Origin of the sequence: Shinella yambaruensis, assembly GCF_050859155.1 — a bacterium.
Lineage (GTDB): Bacteria > Pseudomonadota > Alphaproteobacteria > Rhizobiales > Rhizobiaceae > Shinella > Shinella yambaruensis.
Genome location: NZ_CP150640.1, coordinates 291,881 through 310,732, shown reverse-complemented (window position 1 = coordinate 310,732; position 18,852 = coordinate 291,881). Strand labels below are relative to the sequence as shown.

General features: G+C 66.3%; 17 protein-coding genes. 9 read left to right on the top strand and 8 right to left on the bottom strand.

Translation table 11 applies throughout. The features are described 5' to 3' along the window. Positions 1–7 precede the first annotated feature (7 nt). Entirely contained in the window at positions 8–694 is a 687-nt protein-coding gene (gene scpB / locus WMC41_RS27305; protein WP_244770697.1) for an SMC-Scp complex subunit ScpB, read from the bottom strand. Positions 695–696: 2 nt separating this feature from the next. Continuing rightward, positions 697–1,650, bottom strand: coding sequence for a DUF1403 family protein (locus WMC41_RS27300; RefSeq protein ID WP_432349437.1), 954 nt, complete (start codon positions 1,648–1,650; stop codon positions 697–699). A gap of 266 nt (positions 1,651–1,916) precedes the next feature. Here WMC41_RS27300 and WMC41_RS27295 point away from each other — a divergent pair, with 266 nt between their 5' ends. The 3 genes from WMC41_RS27295 (at position 1,917) to WMC41_RS27285 (ending at position 6,512) form a co-directional block, all read left to right on the top strand. Then, positions 1,917–3,677 carry a peptidoglycan D,D-transpeptidase FtsI family protein gene (locus WMC41_RS27295; RefSeq protein ID WP_432349436.1) on the top strand — a complete coding sequence of 587 codons (1,761 nt, stop codon included), beginning with the start codon at positions 1,917–1,919 and terminating at the stop codon, positions 3,675–3,677. Between the two features lie 115 nt (positions 3,678–3,792). Then, positions 3,793–4,731, top strand: a complete 939-nt coding sequence (locus WMC41_RS27290; RefSeq protein ID WP_432349435.1) for a helix-turn-helix transcriptional regulator — start codon at positions 3,793–3,795, stop codon at positions 4,729–4,731. A 197-nt stretch (positions 4,732–4,928) separates the two neighbouring features. Then, positions 4,929–6,512 (top strand): calcium-binding protein, encoded by a 1,584-nt coding sequence (locus WMC41_RS27285; protein ID WP_432349434.1) that lies wholly within the window; start codon positions 4,929–4,931, stop codon positions 6,510–6,512. 88 nt (positions 6,513–6,600) lie between these two features. Here the strand turns inward: WMC41_RS27285 and WMC41_RS27280 are convergent, their stop codons facing one another. The 4 genes from WMC41_RS27280 to WMC41_RS27265 all read right to left on the bottom strand — a co-directional run bounded on the left by WMC41_RS27280 (position 6,601) and on the right by WMC41_RS27265 (position 11,972). Beyond that, a complete protein-coding gene (locus WMC41_RS27280; RefSeq protein ID WP_244770691.1) occupies positions 6,601–6,978 on the bottom strand; it encodes a response regulator in 378 nt (125 codons plus the stop codon). Between the two features lie 22 nt (positions 6,979–7,000). Next, a complete protein-coding gene (locus tag WMC41_RS27275) occupies positions 7,001–7,192 on the bottom strand; it encodes a DUF3008 family protein (protein ID WP_288080205.1) in 192 nt (63 codons plus the stop codon). Positions 7,193–7,279: 87 nt separating this feature from the next. Further along, positions 7,280–10,792: a PAS domain-containing protein gene (locus WMC41_RS27270; RefSeq protein ID WP_432349634.1), complete on the bottom strand. Its 3,513-nt coding sequence runs from the start codon at positions 10,790–10,792 to the stop codon at positions 7,280–7,282. A gap of 397 nt (positions 10,793–11,189) precedes the next feature. Continuing rightward, on the bottom strand, positions 11,190–11,972 hold the full coding sequence (locus WMC41_RS27265; RefSeq protein WP_432349433.1) for an SDR family oxidoreductase: 783 nt from the start codon (positions 11,970–11,972) through the stop codon (positions 11,190–11,192). A gap of 136 nt (positions 11,973–12,108) precedes the next feature. On the opposite strand from WMC41_RS27265, the gene WMC41_RS27260 reads away from it, so the two are divergent. From WMC41_RS27260 to WMC41_RS27245, 4 genes are read left to right on the top strand one after another with little or no spacing between them, the layout of a single operon-like run. Further along, positions 12,109–12,315 (top strand): hypothetical protein, encoded by a 207-nt coding sequence (locus WMC41_RS27260; RefSeq protein WP_272808278.1) that lies wholly within the window; start codon positions 12,109–12,111, stop codon positions 12,313–12,315. Between the two features lie 13 nt (positions 12,316–12,328). Beyond that, on the top strand, positions 12,329–12,721 hold the full coding sequence (locus tag WMC41_RS27255) for a CBS domain-containing protein (protein ID WP_244770686.1): 393 nt from the start codon (positions 12,329–12,331) through the stop codon (positions 12,719–12,721). Positions 12,722–12,723: 2 nt separating this feature from the next. Further along, positions 12,724–12,984 (top strand): DUF982 domain-containing protein, encoded by a 261-nt coding sequence (locus tag WMC41_RS27250; protein WP_272808450.1) that lies wholly within the window; start codon positions 12,724–12,726, stop codon positions 12,982–12,984. A gap of 29 nt (positions 12,985–13,013) precedes the next feature. After that, positions 13,014–13,271 carry a DUF2934 domain-containing protein gene (locus WMC41_RS27245; RefSeq protein ID WP_288080202.1) on the top strand — a complete coding sequence of 86 codons (258 nt, stop codon included), beginning with the start codon at positions 13,014–13,016 and terminating at the stop codon, positions 13,269–13,271. A 10-nt stretch (positions 13,272–13,281) separates the two neighbouring features. Here the strand turns inward: WMC41_RS27245 and WMC41_RS27240 are convergent, their stop codons facing one another. Then, positions 13,282–14,307 carry a DNA topoisomerase IB gene (locus WMC41_RS27240; RefSeq protein WP_432349432.1) on the bottom strand — a complete coding sequence of 342 codons (1,026 nt, stop codon included), beginning with the start codon at positions 14,305–14,307 and terminating at the stop codon, positions 13,282–13,284. 9 nt (positions 14,308–14,316) lie between these two features. Next, entirely contained in the window at positions 14,317–16,401 is a 2,085-nt protein-coding gene (gene glgX, locus WMC41_RS27235) for a glycogen debranching protein GlgX (protein WP_432349431.1), read from the bottom strand. 238 nt (positions 16,402–16,639) lie between these two features. Here glgX and treZ point away from each other — a divergent pair, with 238 nt between their 5' ends. Both treZ and WMC41_RS27225 read left to right on the top strand, forming a co-directional pair. Beyond that, positions 16,640–18,451 (top strand): malto-oligosyltrehalose trehalohydrolase, encoded by a 1,812-nt coding sequence (gene treZ, locus WMC41_RS27230; RefSeq protein WP_432349430.1) that lies wholly within the window; start codon positions 16,640–16,642, stop codon positions 18,449–18,451. Between the two features lie 25 nt (positions 18,452–18,476). Beyond that, positions 18,477–18,848: a CBS domain-containing protein gene (locus WMC41_RS27225; protein ID WP_244770681.1), complete on the top strand. Its 372-nt coding sequence runs from the start codon at positions 18,477–18,479 to the stop codon at positions 18,846–18,848. Positions 18,849–18,852: the final 4 nt, after the last annotated feature.

The window sequence follows — 18,852 nt, the reverse complement described above, 5'->3', positions numbered from 1 at the left end:
GGCCCGGTCATCCTTCCCCGTCATCCGCCGGGGCCGGAAGGGTTTCGTCGACCATTTCCTTGCGGCTCAGCAGTCCGGCATCTTCCAGCGCCTCGATATCCGGCAGGTCGCGCAGCGTCTCCATGCCGAAGGCGGAGAGGAACTGTTTGGTCGTCACATAGGTATAGGGCGCGCCCGGCGTCGGGCTGCGCGGCCCGGAGCCGATGAAGCCGATATTGCGCAGGGCGCCGATCGTGTCGCGGCTGACCTCCTTGCCGAAGATCTTCGACAGTTCGCCCCGCGTGACCGGCTGGAAATAGCCCACCGCCATCAGCACCATCGCCTCGAATTCCGAAAGCAGCGCCCCGCCCCCGCGCGTGGGCGTGGAGGACGCGCGGATCGCATCGGTGTAGCGTGGGCGCGTCCGGTGCTGCCAGCCGCCGGCGACGGCGACGATCTCGTAGGGGCGCCCGTGCAGGTCTTCCTTGAGATCGTCGATGAGGAGGTCGATGCTGCAATCCTTGCCGACGATGCGGGACAGCGTCTCGCGTGTGACCGGTTCGGCGGAAGCGAAGATGACGGCCTCGACGCGCAGCATCCATTCCCGCCAGCGCAGGTCCGGCGGCAAATCCTCCAGCTCGCGATCGAAGAGGATTTCCTTCTCCGTCTTCGCCTTGCCGGCGCGCGGTGTCCTGGGAGCGGTCGATCCGGTCATCGTCACAGCCCGAAGATCCGGAAGGTGGTGCGGCCCGACAGCTCACGCACGGCTCCGAACCCTTCCAGCCGCTCGAACAGCCGCGTGCTAGCCCAGCGGGAGAGGTTGGTGCTGCGTGCGGAGGCCGAGATGGCGTCCTCGTCGAGCAGCTTGCGGATGACGGCGCCGGCCCCCTTGGTGCGCACCTTCGGTGCGGCGGCAAGAAGCTGTTCGGCACGACGCGCGACCTCGCCGGCCGAGCGCAGCGCCGCCGTGGCACCCTCGGCCAGCGCGAGGCAGACGGCGCGCTCGAAGCCCGGCTCGCCGGGGCGCACCCGCCCTCTGCCCCCGAGCGTGCGGAAGGCCGGGCCATGGCGTTCGGCCATCAGCAGCGGCACGGCATGCTGCCATTTGAGCTTTTCCGCGATCATCGCATCGCCGAGCGCCCAGGCGAGCGCTTCGGCGTCCGGCCGCTCGGCATGGATGGCGGCCACGAGCTCGGCCGCGGCGAAGGGCGCCGGGCGACCCGACTGGAGGATCGCGTCGGCATGATCGACGGTCGCGCCGAGCCGGGCGTCCCAGGCAAGGCCGAAGAGATCGGTAAGCTCGGCGACGAATTTCGAGGTGATGGCGCCCTTGCGGCCGGCGAGCTTGCCGAAAGCGAGGAAGAGCTTTCCGGCCGGGCCTGGATCGTCGCCCGGTGCCGTCAGCAGGGCCGCATCGCGCAGGGCCGCCTCGTCCTCTCCCCTGCCCGCCAGCCGGACGGCGGCGACGGCACAGGCAAGCGCCTGGCGCGCGCGCCAGCAGCCGGCCCAGACGGGCTCGGCGCGAACGAGGTCGTCCAGGGTTTTCAGGGCGATGCCGGCGGCGAAGGCGGCGTCGAGCTCATCCGGTGTCCGGCCGCGCGGCAGCGCCCAGCCGGGCAGATGCGTAGGCGGCAGGAGGACGGGAACAGGTGGGCGTGCGCGCGAATCCATGGCGGCGAGTTTACATGGCACGTGCGGTTTGTGCTGTTTTTTCCAGCGCATTCGCACAGCTTTTCCATTTTCTCCGGCGGATGCCCGCCTAATGAACCGTTAAGACGGCCGGCACGACTTTAAATGTATATTAATGCAAATTTAATCGTGTGCCGGTGCCTGCCCAGTCTTTCCTTGGTTTCCCGGCCGTCTGCATGCAGGCTCCCTCCCGTCAGCGCGCGGGGATCCGCCCTTCGTTGCGGCGACACGGCCTGGATTGCTGTGGAATGATCTCGTTCGTCATCCGGCTGAAGAGCCGCGCGCATTTCGTCCTCGACCGGGGCCTGAACGCCAGGGGCGAGGCATTCGTCGGCACCAATGCGCGCCGCCGGAAGCAGGCGCGGCAGCGGGTGGCGATCATGATCGCGATCTTTTCGGCGGTCTATCTGCTGATCGGCGGGCGCCTTCTGCAATACGGCCTTTCCGAGCCTGTCCTTTCCGCGTCGATCGGCGGCAATGGCCATGCGATCGCCTCACGCCCCAACATCATGGACCGCAATGGCGAGCTGCTGGCGACGGACCTCCACATGGTCTCGCTCTATGCCGATCCCCGCCGCATCGTCGATGCAGACGAAGTGGTCGAAAAGCTCGCCCTCGTCATTCCCAACCTCGACTGGGGCGATACGCACAGGAAGCTGCGCTCCCCCAGCGCCTTCCAGTGGCTGCGGCGGCAGCTGACGCCCAGGCAGCAGGCCGAGATCCTGGCGCTCGGGCTTCCGGGCATCGGCTTCCGGCCGGAAAAGCGGCGCTTCTATCCGGGCGGCGCCACCGCCTCGCATATTGTCGGCCATGTCAATGTCGACAACCAGGGCCTTGCGGGCATGGAGCGCTATCTCGACCAGCAGGGGCTGGCGGACCTCCGGGCCGCCGGGCTGACCAACGATGCCCGCCTTGCGCCGGTCCGGCTGTCGATCGATCTTCGCGTCCAGAACATCGTGCGCAATGTCGTCGCCAAGGCGATGACCGACTACGAGGCGGAAGCGGCCGGCGCCGTCATCCTCGACGTGGAGACCGGCGAGGTGCTGGCCATGGCCTCGGTGCCCGACTATGACCCGAATGCCCCGTCCCGCACCCTGGCGGACGGAAGCGTCGACAAGGACTATGAGAAAGGCTGGTTCAACCGCATCAGCAACGCGACCTTCGAGATGGGCTCAACCTTCAAGAGCTTCACCCTGGCGATGGGGCTCGATGCGGGCAAGATCACGCTGAACTCCGTCGTCGATGCCTCCCGCCCGATCCGCATGGGCGGCTTCACCATCCGGGATTTCAGGGGCAAGAACCGGCCGCTCTCCATACCGGAAGTGTTCCAGTATTCCTCCAATATCGGCACCGCCGCGGTGGCCGACATGGTCGGCATCGACGGCCACCAGCAGTTCCTCACCCGGCTCGGCCTGTTGTCGAAACTGGCGACGGAAATGCCGGGCGTCGCGACGCCCACCCAGCCGCGGACATGGAAGAAGATCAATTCCGTCACGATCTCCTTCGGCCATGGGGTCGCCACCACGCCCCTGCAGACCGCCGTCGCGGCCGCCGCGCTGGTGAACGGCGGCTACCTCATCCCGCCGACCTTCCTTCCGCGCACGAAGGACGAGGCGCAGGCGCTCGCGACCCGTGTCCTCAAGGAAACGACGAGCGCGGACATGCGCTTCCTCTATGACTGGAACGGGCAGAGGGGATCGGGCCGCAACGCGCAGGTCGACGGCTTCCATGTCGGCGGAAAGACCGGAACGGCCGACAAGGTCATCAACGGGCGCTACGCCAAGGACATCAATTTCAACGCCTTCGTCGCCGCGTTTCCGATGGACAGGCCGCGATACATCGTCCTTTCCATCATCGATGCACCCCGCACGGGGGAAAATGGCGGGCGAACCGCGGCGTCCACCGCGGCGCCGATGATCAAGGCGATCATCCAGCGCGTCGCGCCCCTTCTCGGCGTCAAGCCGCGCTTCGGCACGCCGGAGGCGGAGATGCGGCTGGTCGATTACTAGTTTGTCGTTCTACTGGCGCGCGAATAGGCGCGTGCATCGGCACGTCTTGATCCTGTGGCCTCCAGCGACATAGTCTGCGCTTCGGGTCGAACGATCAACGATTGCCGGGGGCCTGATGACCGTCGTCCAGTTTTCTACGCGAGAGACTGCCGAATGCCTGCGCAAGGAGTTGGTCGAAGCGGTCTACAACGGCCACGTCCGCACCACGATCGATTTTCTCGGTGAGATGCCGGTCGATATCGACATGCGGCTGCGCGGGGTCGGCGGCGTGCATATCGCGGCCGCCAATACGACACCCGTCACGCTGCTCACCCCGTCCGACGAGGACGACCTGCTCTATCTCAGCATTGCCGGCGGCAACGGCGTGCACGATGCCCGCGGCGAGGACCTCTTCATCCGGCCGGGCGACGTCAACGTGATGCGGCGCGACCGCAAGACGGTGACCATGGTCGCTGAAAAGAGCTCCTGCCTCAGCATCGCCATTCCGCGCGCCCTGGTCATCGATCGCATCGCGTCTTCAGACAGCCTGCTGAAGACGCGGTCGCTGCGCGACCCGGCGGCCCATCTCTTGAACAGCTATGCCGCCTCGCTGCTCGACAACGATGCCGATATCACCGAGGAGGACCAGACGGTCTTTGCCGCCCATCTCGTCGACCTTGCCGTGCTGATGCTGGGCGCAAAGCGCGACGCCGCCCACCAGGCGCGCGGGAACGGGGCGCGCGCGGCGCGGCGGCAGGCGCTCAAGGCCGATATCGCCACGCATCTCAGCGATCCGCGCCTCTCCCTCGAATGGCTCGCAAAGCGCCACGGCATCAGCGTGCCCTATGTGCGCGCGCTGTTTTACGAGGAAGGCACCAGCTTCACCGACCATGTGACCGCCGAGCGGCTCGATCATGTGCACGGGCTGCTGCGCGATCCCGGCCTGAAACACCATACGATCGCCGCCATCGCCCTGATGGCCGGCTTCGGTGACATTTCCTGGTTCAACCAGCTCTTCCGCCGCCGCTTCCAGGCGACGCCGTCCGATATCCGCCAGCATTTCCTCTCGAATTGACGGGCTGCAGTATCCCAAAACCCTGATTCCCTCCCCAAGCCACCGCGTCTGGTGGCGGTGTAGGCTCGCGATCCTGTCGAAGCCCGGCTGACCCGGGCGGCGATGGGACGGTCGGTGTCTTCTGCCGCGAAACCGATGGTTCGCGGCCGGAAACGCCGGAAACGGCGGTGCGGGCCGCCACGGCAAACGAGGGAAACATGGCACGCGATCCAAACGGCAACAACAACGGCACCGACGGCAACGACATCCTCTGGGGCACGGCCCTGCTGCTGAGCGACGGCACCTACGACAACTACGGGGATTACGACTCCGCCAACACCAAGGGAGCGCTGCGCGGTTTCGGCGGTGACGACATCATCTTCGGCGATATCTACAACAACGGCGATGACCACACGGAGGGCGACACAATCTATGGCGGTGACGGAAACGACGTGATCTATGGCGATTGCGGCGCCGACGAACCGAACTGGCAGACCAGCCAGAACGGCGCGAGCGACGTGCTCTACGGCGATGCCGGCGACGACCGCATCTACGGCCAGGCCGGCAACGACAGGCTGGAAGGGGGCACGGGCAACGATCTTCTGGTCGGCGGCAGCGGCGGGGACACCCTGCGCGGCGGCGACGGCAACGACGTGCTCTGGGCGGGCCTGCAGAACGACACGAATTTCGAAACCATCCGCAATGCGCTGTTCGGCGACGCGGGTAATGACAGGCTTTACGGCAGCGCCGGCAATGACGAGATGGACGGTGGCGACGACAATGACGTGCTGTACTGCGCCGGCGGCGACGACAATGTCGATGGCGGCAACGGCGCGGACGTCATCTATGGTGGCGATGGCGACGATTATATCGACGGCGGCGGCTATTACGCGACCGAAGCCGGCGACAAGGCGGACAGGCTCTACGGCGGCAATGGCAACGACTATCTCTTCGGCTATTCCGGCAATGACAGGCTTTTTGGCGGCAACGGTAACGATGTGCTGAACGGCGGCACCGGCAATGATTTCTATGACGGCGGCGCGGGCGCGGATATCTACCGCTGCACCAGCGGCGGCAACGATACCTATGTTTTCGGCGCGGGCGACACATTCGAATGGGAGTATTCCGACGACGGTGTCGATCTCGTCCTTTCCTCGATCTCCCATACGCTCGGCCGCTATCACGAGAAGCTGACGCTGACCGGCACGGCCGCCCTTGACGGGACGGGTAACGGCTCGGCCAATGTCATCACCGGCAACGGCGCCGCCAACACGCTGCGCGGCCTCGGCGGCAACGACGTCATCAATGGCGGCGCCGGTAATGATGTCATCGAAGGCGGGGCCGGCAAGGACCGGCTCCTCGGCGGTGCCGGTGGCGACGTGCTCTTCGGCGGCGGAGGGGCCGACCGTCTTGGCGGCGGCGCGGGCAACGACAAGCTCAACGGCGGCGCCGGCAAGGACATCCTGACCGGGGGCGCGGGCAACGACACCTTCATCTTCCGCCATGCGCCGACGGCGGCGAACCGTGACGTGATCACCGATTTCAAGCGCGGGGCCGATATGATCGGCCTGGACAACGATATCTTTGCAGGCCTCGGCGAGGCCGGCCGGCTCGGCTCGGCGCTGTTCAAGACGATCGGCATCGGCAATGCGGCCGTCGATGCCAGCGACAGGGTGATCTACGACGACAAGACCGGCGCCCTCTACTATGATGCGGACGGTTCGGGCGATGCGGCGCGCCAGCAGATCGCAACGCTGGATCCGGGCCTGCGCCTTACATCCGCGGACATCTTCGTTCTCTAGGGCATTCCCCGCCGGGAATAATGCGGCAGAAACTGGTTTCCAGAGCAATCCCGGGTTTCGCCGGAGTTGCTCTGGCCGGCCGCCGCCGTCAGGGGGCTGCGCGGCGGGCGATCGACCGGCTGCGCTTGTCCAGCGCCATGGCCAGCGCGCCGGTGATCTCCTCGTCGCGGAACGGTTTGTTGACCACCGCGAGCGCGCCGTCGAACCCCTGTTGCACCGAGCCCGGATCACCCGTCACGAAAATCACGTCGATACCGAAGCGGTCGATCAGCCGGCGCGCCAGAAGCTGGCCGCTGTTTCCGTCGGAAAGGCTGAGGTCCACCAGCGCGATGTCGGCGCGCGGAGCATAGGCAAGGGCCTGCTCGACGGTCGAAACCGGGCCGATGGCCTCGTAACCATCGTCCTCCACCACATTTTCCAGAAGTTTGGCGATCAGGAATTCATCCTCGACGATCAGAACACGCATCGGCTCCTCCCGGTTCAAAGCGTCAGGCGGATTTCGAAGCGTGCTCGGGCTTGCCCTTGCGCTTCGTCGATGCCAGCTCCTTCAACTCGTTCTCGGACATGGATTTCTCCATGCTGCGCGATGCGCCCTTCAGTTCGTTCTTCTTGATGTCGCCGCGCTTGGCTGCGAGCGCGGCCCCGGCAGCTTTCTGCTGTGCTTTCGATTTTGCAGGCATGGAATGGCCTCCTCGTTGGGGATCTCCCCGCCAAACCCGCAAGGCCATGCAATGTTCCCTCGACGCGTGCGCATCGAGGAAAACGTCTCAGGCGGTCGCCGCCGCCAGCGCCGCGGCGATCTCGCGGCTGTCATAGGGCTTCAGCAGCAGCACGGCCGCCCGTTCGCCGGGAATGGCGGGCAGGCGGTCGTGGCCGGTGGCGAAGACGACGCCGATCTCCGCGTCTTCCGCGCGGGCATGGATGGCAAGGTCCGCCCCCGACATGGCGGGCAGGCCGATATCGGTCAGGAGGACGTCGAAGCGCCGTTCCTTCAGCAGGGGCAACGCCTGTTCCGCCGTCGCCGCCTCCACAACCTCATGGCCGAGTTCCTGCACGAGATCGACCGCATTGAGCCGGATCAGGAAATCGTCCTCGACCAGCAGGATCGCCAGCCGCTTTGTTTCCGGCGCCGCGACCATCCCGCCGTTCGCGGGCGTGTCGGCCTGCGATGAAGGCGGTCGGCGGCCTGCGAGGCTGGCACGGATCTTTCGGGCCAGCGCCTCCCGGCTGTAGGGCTTGGAGAGGAGATCGACGCCGGCGTCGAGCCGGCCCTCGTGAACAATGGAATTTTCGGTATAGCCGGACGTGAAGAGCACCGCGAGGTTCGGCAGGCGCTCGCGGGCCTTGCGGGCAAGGTCGGGGCTGCGCAGCGGGCCTGGCATGACGACATCGGTGAAAAGCAGGTCGATGGGCACGCCGCTTTCGATGACCGACAGTGCGCTTGCCGCGTCGCGCGCCTTCAGCACCGAATAACCGAGGTCGCCCAGCATCTCGACGACCGTTGCACGCACCTCGTCGTCGTCCTCGGCCACCAGGATCGTCTCCGTGCCGCCGGTGACCGGGCCGAAATCGACCTCGGCGAGACGGTCCTCCTCTTCCAGCGAGCGGGGCAGATAGATGCGCACCGTCGTGCCCTCCCCCGGTTCGCTGTAGATCTTCACATGCCCGCCCGACTGCTTGACGAACCCATAGACCATGGAAAGGCCGAGGCCGCTGCCCCTGCCGGCGGGCTTGGTGGAGAAGAAGGGCTCGAAGGCGCGCCCCAGCACGTCCGCCGACATGCCCTCGCCGGTATCGGTGACGGCGATGACGACATATTGGCCGGTCTTGATATCCGGATGATGGCGGACATAGGCGTCGTCGATATGCGCGTTGCCCACCTCGATCGTCAGCTTGCCGATGCCGTTCATGGCGTCACGGGCATTGATCGCGAGGTTGAGGATGGCGTTCTCGATCTGCGAGGGGTCGACGAAGGTGTTCCACAGGCCGCCGGAGCGGATGGTCTCGATCTCGATCGCTTCGCCGATCGTGCGATGCAACAGGTCCTCCAGCGCCATGACGAAGCGGCCGATGTTGATGACCTTCGGTTCCAGCGCCTGGCGGCGGCCGAAGGCGAGAAGCTGGTTGGCGAGCTTGGAGCCGCGGCTGACGCCGGCAATGGCATTGGCGACGCGCTGCTCCGCGCGGGCGTTGCCGGCCACGTCCTTGCCGAGCAGCTGGAGATTGCCCGAGATGACCTGCAGGAGGTTGTTGAAGTCGTGGGCGACGCCGCCCGTCAGCTGGCCGATCGATTCCATCTTCTGGGCCTGGCGAAGCTGGTCCTCCGCCTCCGCGAGCGCGCGGGCCTGTTCCCGTTCGGCGGTGACGTCCCGGCCGTAGGCGAAGGTCAGGCCCTCCTCGGCGAAGATGCGCCAGGAGATCCAGCGCACCGAGCCGTCGAGATGGCGCAAGCGCACGTCGAGGTCCGGGACGCCGGCGCGCCGGCTGGCAGCAAGGAAGGTGGCCGCATCCTCCGGCCAGACGAAGGAGCCGAGGCGCCGGCCGATGCTCTCGCGCGCCGGAAAGCCCAGCACCGCAGTCCAGGCCGGGTTGACCGAGCGGATCGTGCCGTCCTCGCCGGTCACCACCAGCAGGTCGCGGGCATTGCGCCAGAGACGGTTGACCTCCGCCGTGCGCTCGCTGACCTGACGTTCGAGCGAGTTGGCGAGCTGCTCCAGCTTCTGCTCGACACGCCGCCGCTCCACGGCGATGCGGGTGCGGGCCGCGACGTCGCGCACGAAGTCGAGCTCGCTTTCCGACCATTCGCGCACCTCGGCATGGTTGAGGTAGAGCAGTGCGACGAGGCCCGAAGCCTCCGTCACCGGCATGTTGATGAACGCCCGCGCCTTGATCGCCTTCAGCGCCTCGGCGGTCGCCTTCGTCCGGGGGTCCTGTTCGGCATCCGCCACCACGACGGTCTCGCCGCGCTTCAGGTCGTCGATATAGGTGCCGTATTCGCGGAAATTGAGCACGCCGGCGATCGTCTTGACGCCGGGGGCGTTCCAGTCGCGCTCGATGGTGATCGTCTCGGCAACGAGGTCGATGGTGCCATATCCCGCGCGGCTGACATTGTGCGCCTTCGCCAGCGTCTCGGCGGCGGCGAAGGCGATGTCGGCGGGGTCGGTGAGCTGGCTGAAACGGTCGGTGAGTTCGATCAGGGCGTTGCGCCGGATTTCCTCCGCCCGCTCCTCCGTGACGTCGACATTGACGCCGATCATGCCGAGGAACTCGCCGCCCGCGCCGAAGCGCGGCTGCGCCTGCGTGCGCAGCAGCCGGTAGCACCCGAGCTTGCGGCGATAGCGTGCCTCGGCGGTGAACGGCACCTGCCGGCGCATGGCCTCGCCGACGGTGGCGGCCAGTGCCTGCCGGTCGTCGGGATGCACCGTGTCGTTCCAGTCGAAGCTGGCGACGTCCTCCGGCGCCACGCCCCAGAAGGCGCGTTTCGCTGCGTTCAGGTAGAGACACCTGCCGTTCTGGTCGCCCATCCAGAGCATGACGGGTGCATTGTCCGCGGCGAGCCGGAAGCGGGCTTCGCTTTCCCGCAGCGCCTCCTCGGCCGCCCGCTGTTCGGTGACGTCGTGGCCCTGGACGAGCACGCCGGTCGCCATGCCGCTGTCGTCGAAAACCGGCTGGTAGATGAAATCGAGGTAGCGCTCCACCGGCGCCTCGTCATGCCCGCGCCGCAGGAGGACGCGCGCGCCCCTGCCGAAATAGGGGCGGCGGGTCGAAAGGACACGATCGAGCAGATCGACGAAGCCCTGCTCGACGACCTCGGGCAGCGCCTCCCGGATCGGCTTGCCCAGGATGTCCCGGCGGTCGACGAGCTGGAGATAGGCATTGTTGGCGATCTCGAAGACATGGTCCGGGCCGGAGAGCGTCGCCACGAAGCCGGGTGCCTGCTCGAACATCAGGCGAAGCCGCTCGCGCTCCGTCTTCAGCCGCTCCTCGGCCTTCACCTTGGCGGTGGTCTCGACCACGATGGCGATGACCCCGGCCGGACGGCCATCCTCGCCGAGCACCGGCGAGTAGTCGAGGTTCATCCAGACCTGTTCCGGCTCGCCCCGGCGGCGGTAGAGCGTCAGCTCCTGGTCCTTGTAGGCGAGCGTTCCGCCGGCTAGACCGACCTTCATGACATTGTCGTTGAAATCGGCGACCTCCGGCCATCCCTCGCGGACCTTGCTGCCGAACAGGGCCGGATGCCGCTCGCCGGCAAAGACGGAATAGGCATCGTTGTAGATCATGATGCCGTCTTCACCCCAGAGCAGGACGATCGGTACGGGCGAGCGCAACAGGAAGCCCACCGTCGTCTTGAGGCTCTGCGGCCATCCGTCCAAGGGGCCGACCGGTGTTCGGGACCAATCGAAAGCACCAATCAACAGGGCGGCATCGCCGCCACCACTCAGAAATGGATAGCGGCTGTCCACCGCGTCCTTCAGACCCTCACCCAGCCCCATTCACTGCCTCTTTCAAATGCCCCGCGGCCGGCTACGCGCCTTATATGGCGTCACCGGGAAAAGCCGCTGCCCATGCTGCCCGTCTCGATCCGCACCTCTCACGACGGCGGAACCGCGAGAGGAGATAGGGCGCGGCCCCGCCGCGTCAAACGACGGGCAGGCGCCATATCCCGGCACCCGCACCCTAGCGCAACAGACCCTGTCCGCCGTCGATCCACAGCGGGATACCCGTGATGTGCCGCGCCTTGGAGGAGGCGAGGAAGAGGATCGCGTCGGCAACCTCGTCGGCGGTCCCGGGCTTGCCCTGCGAGACCGGTATATCGCCCTGCGGCCAGATGACGGGGATGCCGGCCTCGCCCGCCCCGCGCCGCTCGGTGTTGTCGTCGATGCGCGTCTCGATGGCGCCGGGGCAGACGGCGTTGATGCGGATGCGCACCTTGCCGAGCTCCAATGCCAATTGCTGCACCATGGCGACCTGCGCCGCCTTGGTGGCCGCATAGGCGGTCGCGCCCGCCGTCGAGAAGGTGCGCGTGCCGTTGATCGAGGAGACGGCGACGATCGCGCCCTCCCCTGCCCGCTTGAGCAGGGGGACGGTGAGATGCAGCGTGAGATAGGTGCCGCGCAGGTTGGTGGCGATCGTCTCGTCCCATTCGGCAGGCGTCAGGTCGTCGATCGGCGCCCAGACGCCGTTGATGCCCGCATTGGCGACGACGATGTGCAGGCCGCCGAACACCGTGGAGAGCTGCTCCACGGCAGCGCGCATCGACGCCTCGTCCGCCACATCCGCCGGGAGCGCCAGGGCCTCGCCGCCCTGCCGGCGGATCTCGGTGGCGACCGCTTCCACCTCGTCCGGGTTGCGGCTCAAGACACCGACACTGGCGCCATGGCGCGCGAATGCCAGGGCCGTCGCCTTGCCGATCCCGGACCCAGCGCCGGTGACGAGGGCGATCTTTCCTGCAAACAGCATGGGCAACTTTCTCCGCGTGATACCGGTCCGGCTCGGCAATAATGCTCGGAAGGCACGTCGGTTCCGGGGTTTTTCGGGAACCAAGCGCGGGCGCTTGCGTTTGTTGAAAAGACAAAACCGTTCGCAGGAGTCCGACGTGCGCCAGAAGAAGAAGCCGCTAGCCCGCAAACCCGCCGTTACCCCCGATGCGGACCTCCGGAACACCCGCAAACGCCGCAATTCCTGGGAGCCGCAGGTGATCGTGCCGCAGCAGGTCGATTTGCCGCTCAATCGACCGGACCACGACGAGGTGGTCGTCCCCGCCGCGCCGAACGGCCGCAGCCTCATCAATGGGCGGTTATGAAGGGGCGACGAAGATGCGTGTGAAGGACGTGATGTCCGCCCAGATCGTGACCGTCTCTCCCAATGACACCGCACAATCGGCCGCACGGCTGATGCTGGAAACCGAGGTCGGCGCCCTTCCGGTCGAGGTGCCGGGCGTCGGCGCCATCGTCGGCATCATCACGGATCGCGATATCGTCGTGTCGGTCCTCGGCCGGGGGCATTCCACGTCCATGGCAATTGCCGAATTCATGACCGTGTCGCCTGAAGTGTGTAACGAGAGCGACGACACGGCTGCGGTGGCAGCCCGCATGCGCGAACTCGGCGTGCGGCGCCTCGTGGTGGTGAATGACGACCGGCGGGTCGTCGGCATCGTCAGCCTTGTCGATATTCCCGCCGAAAGACCCGCAATGGAGGGGTCGCAATGACTATCTTTGCAACCGACCGGCTATGGGACGAAGCGGTCGTGCTGGAGGGCGACAAGCAGGTTCTTCGCGTTCAGAGCACGCGGGACGCCCTGCTGTGCCTGAAGAACCATTGGCCGATCGAAGACGGACCTGCAGCGCTGATAGCCAGAAGCGTCTGCGAGCAGGGGCTGACAAACGACGACGACCCGGCCTTCGCGCGCCGCGCCTTCATCGAAGCGGCGAAGGAAGCCGGTTTCCGCGTGAATTCATGGACGGCGGCATAGACCGCTGCCACTACCGAAGGGACATCATCGTGAACGACGAACGCCAGGAATGGATCAGCAAGCGTGCCTATGGCCTATGGGAGGCGGAAGGCCGCCCGCACGGCAAGGATCGCGAGCATTGGGAACAGGCGGCACGCGAGCGCGTCGAACTGGAGCGGGTCGCCCTGCCGGAGCATCTGAAGACGAAACGCAATTCCAACGATGTCGACGACGCCACCCGCAGGGCCGTCGACGCGATCCGCCGCCCGCCGCGGAAAGACGGTAAGGCACTTACCCTTAGCCATTGATGCGGCGACCCTAACCCTGCTGCGCCCTTTTCCGGTTTTCGAGAAAGCGCAGCAGGCGTTCCTCCTCCACCCTCAATCCTGAAATGTCGAGCACGGGGCATTTCAGGGCAAGGCCGAGGGCCTCCGGTGTTTCGGCGAGTGCGATGATATCCGGGTGGATGTAGCTCGACCGGGCGATGGCCGGCGTGTTGTGCAGGGCTTCGGCCGTCGCCTCGGCCATGCCCTTGATCGTCGGGCGGCCGCCTTCCTCGATCGCGTGGCGGGCATGGGCGAAGGCGGTGAGGCTGCCCGCCCAGGTGCGAAAGGTCTTCGCCGAAATGGCGATGCCGGAAATCTCGGCGAGATAGGTGTTGAGCCGCCCGGAATCGATCGGCCGCACCAGATCGCCCTCGTCCTTCCAGACAAAGAGCTGGCGGCCCGGCAGGTCGGCACAGTCCTCGAGCAGGCGCTGGAGGCGGGGATGTTTCAGCGTCCGGCGCACGCGCTTGCCGCCCTTGGCGGTGAACCGCAGCGCGATGCGTCCCTCCGCAAGCGAGACATGGCGTTTCAGGAGCGTCGTCGCGCCATAGGTCTTGTTCTCCACCGCATAGGCCCGGTTGCCGACACGAAGCTGCGCTTCGTCGAGCAGGACCGTGATTGCGGCCAGCATCGTATCGACCGCGCCCGGTGCTCCCTCGAGATCGCGCCGGACCGCGCGCCGCAGTTTCGGCAGCGCGCGGCCGAAGGCGATGAGCTGGTCGAACTTGTCGCCGCTCTTCAGTGCCTGCCAGTCGGGATGGTAGCGATACTGCTTGCGCCCGCGCGCGTCATAGCCGGTGGCCTGCAGATGGCCGTTGGCCTCCATGCAGATCCAAACATTCTGATAGGCCGGCGGCAGGCCTAGCGCGGCAATACGCGCCTTCATATCCGCATCGCGTAGCAGCGCCCCGTCGGGCAGGCGATAGCAGAAACCGCGGCCGGACCGCTGGCGCCGGATGCCGGGCTCGCTGTCGCTGACATAGACGAGACCGGTTTCCTTGAGGTTTTCCGGTGCCATGGTCGATCGTCAGCCTGCCGGTTCGAAGGCGGCAATGCTTGCGCCGGAGACCATGACGGAGCCGTCGGCGGGATATTCGGCAAAAGCATCGTCGTCAGATCCCGTGTCGAGCACCCGTTTCCATGCCGTGATGCCGTTCGCCGCGGGCAGCGCCACCGTGCAGTCCCCGCCCGCGTTGAAGACCATGAAGAGCTGGTCCGCCCCTTCCCCGTTGGCCGGCTTTGCGAGAAAGAGGCCGAGGGTGCGCAGATTTCCGTCCTTCCAGGCGGCGTCGGTCATGAGAGCGCCGTCGGGTCCGTACCAGGCGATCTCGACGGTGCCGTCCTCGCCTGCCTCGCCCGTCAGGAACCGTTCCTGCCGGAGCGCCGGATGGCGCTTGCGGAAGGCGATGGCGCCCTTGCAGAAATTGAGGAACGGATCATCGAGGCCGTCCCAGCCGGTCCAGCCCGTCTCGTTGTCCTGGCAATAGGCATTGTTGTTGCCGTTCTGGCTGTTGCCGAGTTCGTCGCCGCCGAGCAGCATCGGCACGCCCTGGCTGAGCAGCAGGGTCGCGATCATGTTGCGCCGGCGGCGATCGCGTGCCGAGCGGATGGCCGGGTCCTCCGCCGGGCCTTCGACACCCATATTGTGCGAATGGTTGTCGGAATGGCCGTCGCGGTTGTCCTCGCCGTTCGCCTCGTTGTGCTTGCCGTCATAGGAGACGGTGTCCATGAGCGTGAAGCCGTCATGGGCGCTGATCAGGTTGACCGACGAGGTGGCGCCGCGATCGGAATGGTTGAACTGCGGTGCCGAGCCGGTGAGCCGTGTCGCAAGCCCCGAAACGAGGCCGCCATCGCCCTTCCAGAAGCGGCGCACGTCGTCGCGGTACTTGTCGTTCCATTCGCGGAAGGGGTGCGGGAAGCCGCCGACCTGGTAGCCGCCGTCGCCGACGTCCCAAGGCTCGGCGATCAGCTTCACGCCGGAAAGGATCGGGTCCTGCCGGATCGCATCGAAGAACGTGCCTTCGCGGTCGAATTCGATGTGCCGCGTGCGCCCGAGGGTGCTGGCAAGGTCGAAGCGGAAGCCGTCGACATGCATGACGCCGACCCAGTAGCGCAGGCTGTCGAGCACCATGCGCAGCACCATGGGATGGGCGATGTTGAGTGTGTTTCCGGTGCCGGTCGTATCATAGGTATGGCGCAGGTCGCCCGGCGACAGCCGGTAGTAGCTGAGATTGTCGAGCCCGCGGAAGCTCAGGGTCGGGCCGCGTTCGGAGCCTTCGGCCGTATGGTTGTAGACGACGTCCATGATGACCTCGATGCCGGCGGCATGGAAGCGTTTGACCATGGTCTTGAACTCGGTGATGGCACGGCCGGAGAGGAAGCGCGGCTGCGGCGCGAAGAAACCGAGCGTCTGGTAGCCCCAATAATTGCGCAGCCCCTTTTCCACGAGATAGCGGTCGTCGGGAAAATACTGGATCGGCAGGAGTTCGATGGCGGAAATGCCGAGATCGACGAGATGCTCGATGATCGGATCGCTCGCCATGCCCATGAAGGTGCCGCGCAGCTCTTCCGGTACGCCGGGATGGCTCATCGTCATGCCGCGCACATGCGCCTCGTAGATGATCGTTTCGGTCCATGGCCGGCGGATGGCGGCATCCCCCGCCCAGTCGAAGTCCGGATCCTGCACCACGCCCTTGACCATGAAGGGTGCGCTGTCCCGCTCGTCGAAGGAGAGGTCGCCGGCCGGATCGCCGATGCTGTAGCCGTAGAGGGCGTCGTCCCAGGCGATCTCACCGACGATTTCCTTGGCATAGGGATCGAGGAGCAGCTTGTTGGGATTGAAGCGGTGGCCGTTCTTCGGGTCGTAGGGGCCTTGCGCCCGGTAGCCGTAGACGGTGCCGGGCTTCAGGCCGGCGATATAGCCGGACCAGATGTCGCCCTCGCGCTTGGGCAGCGGCAACCGGTCGGTCTCCTCCTTGCCGTCGTCGGAGAACAGGCAGAGTTCCATCTGCTCGGCATGGGCGGAAAAGACGGCGAAATGCGTGCCCTCGCCGGTGAATTCGGCGCCGAGCTCCGGCTTCATGAAGTCGAGTTCGGAAAATGAATAGCTCATGCGATGCGTCCCCTTCGGTCGAGCAGGTGCTCCCCTGAAGCAACAGGCAGACGGGCCGAAAATCCCGTGCCGCCGCCGCAAGTTCTCATCGTGGCCCGCGACGGGTTTCGCCGGGAGGAACGGAGAGCGCCGGTCCGGTGCGAGGAGAGCGATGGTGCAACGCGAAAAGACGGGATTTGTTCCGGAACATTTTCACCGCTGCCCGGTTCCCTTCCCCGTGTTCAGCAAGAGGATCCGCATGACGCAGGCATCGTTGACGCCGAGATGCTGGGGGCCGGCCCTCCTTGAGGACGGGCGGGTGCAATTCCGCCTCTGGGCGCCCGCCGAAGACGGGGTCACGCTGCTTGTCGGACGCAACAAGATCGCCATGCGCCCGGCCGGCGACGGCTGGTACGCGGTCGAGACGGACCTTGCGCGTCCGGGCGACAGCTATTCCTTCCGGCTTTCCGATGGCCTCGTGATCCCCGATCCTGCCGCGCATGCGCAGGAGAAGGATGTCGAAGGCCCCTCCGTCCTTATCGACCATGCCGGCTATGCCTGGCAGCATCCCCGCTGGAAGGGGCGCCCATGGGAGGAGGCGGTTCTCTACGAATTGCATGTCGGCGCCTTCACGCCGGAGGGCACCTTCCGTGCCGCCATCAAGCGGCTTCCGCACCTGCGCGATGTCGGCATAACCACCATCGAGATCATGCCCGTCGCGCATTTCGCAGGGCAACGCGGCTGGGGTTATGACGGCGTGCTGCATTATGCGCCGCACAATGCCTATGGCACGCCCGACGACCTGAAGGCGCTGATCGATGCCGCGCATGGCCATGGGATCATGGTCCTGCTCGATGTCGTCTACAATCATTTCGGTCCGGTCGGGAACGTCCTGCCGCGCATAGCCCCGCCCTTCTTCCATCCCGAACGCCATACGCCCTGGGGCGCGGCGCTCGCCTTCGAGCGCGAGGTGGTGCGTCGCTATTTCATCGACAACGCGTTGCACTGGATCGTCGGCTACCGGTTCGATGGCCTGCGCCTCGATGCGACCGAGGAGATCCATGACGAAAGCGAGCGGCACGTCCTCATCGAAATGGCGGAAACGATCCGGCAGGCTGTCCCGGATCGGCAGGTCCACCTCGTCGTCGAGGACCAGTTGAGCCGCAAGAGCCTTCTGAACCGCGACGATGGCGTGGTGCGCCACTACACGGCCGGCTGGAACGACGAGTTCCACCATGCCCTGCATGTCGTCGCGACCGGGGAGCGGCAGGGACACTACGCGCCCTTTGCGCAGGACACCTATGCGCTCCTGCGCGAGGCGGCGGCCAAGGGGTTCGTGCATGCGGATCGCAGCCGGGACCGGGTGGGGCCGGCGCCGCAGGATCGCCTGCCGCCGCAGGTCAATGTCAACTTCCTGCAGAACCATGACCAGGTCGGCAACCGGGCCTTTGGCGACCGGCTCGCGCGGCTTGCCGATCCGGCGCTGCTCGACGTCATGACGGTGTTGCTGCTGCTCGCTCCGCCGGTGCCCCTGCTCTTCATGGGAGAGGAGTATGGCGAGGAGCGGCCTTTCCTCTTCTTCGCCGATTTTACCGGCGACTTGGCCAGGGCCGTGCGGCAGGGGCGCAAGAAGGAGGCGGAGAAGTTCGGTGGGCTGGAGGCGGGCCAGACCGTGGAAGACCTTCCCGATCCGAATGCCGAGGAGACCCTGCAGCGCTCGAAGCTCGACTGGTCCCGCGCGACCTCGCCCGGTGGCCGGCGGCGCATCGACTTCGTGCGCGCGCTGATCCGGCTTCGGCAGACGCATGTCGCGCCGCTGCTCTCGGCAGAGGCCACCCCGCATATCCTGCCCGCCGAGAACGGCGTTCTTGCCATCGACTGGCGTTTTCCTGCCGCCACGCTTTGCCTGCGGGCAAACCTGACCGGGGAACGCAAGTCTTGGCCGGCGGCCGGGGGAGATGCGATCTTCGAACTGGCGGCGGAAACCGCGGCCGGCCCGGGGATTATCGTCACCGTCGATCACGCCGCGAGCGCGCCCATTGGAACCAAAGTCGCGCTCGCCGGTTCCTAGCGAAAGCGCTCAGCAAGAGGTCCCCATGCCCATCGGCGACATCATGACCCGCAATGTCCATCTCGTCCGGCCCGAAGAGACCCTTCAATACGCCGCAAGCCTGATGGCGGAATGGGATATAGCCTTCCTGCCCGTGGCCGACGCAAGCGGCCTGGTCGGCACCCTCACCGATCGCGACATCATCCTGCGGGCCGTCGCGCCGGGGCTCAACGCGGAAACGACGAAGGTCGGCGACGTCATGACGACCAACATCACCTATTGTTTCGAGGATGAGGAGCCGGAGGGCGTGCTGGCCAACATGCAGTCGCTGCATCTGCGCCGCCTCGCCGTGCTCGACCGGCAGAACCGGCTGGCCGGGGTCGTTTCGCAATCGGATTTCAAGCGCCGCCGGACTTGACCTC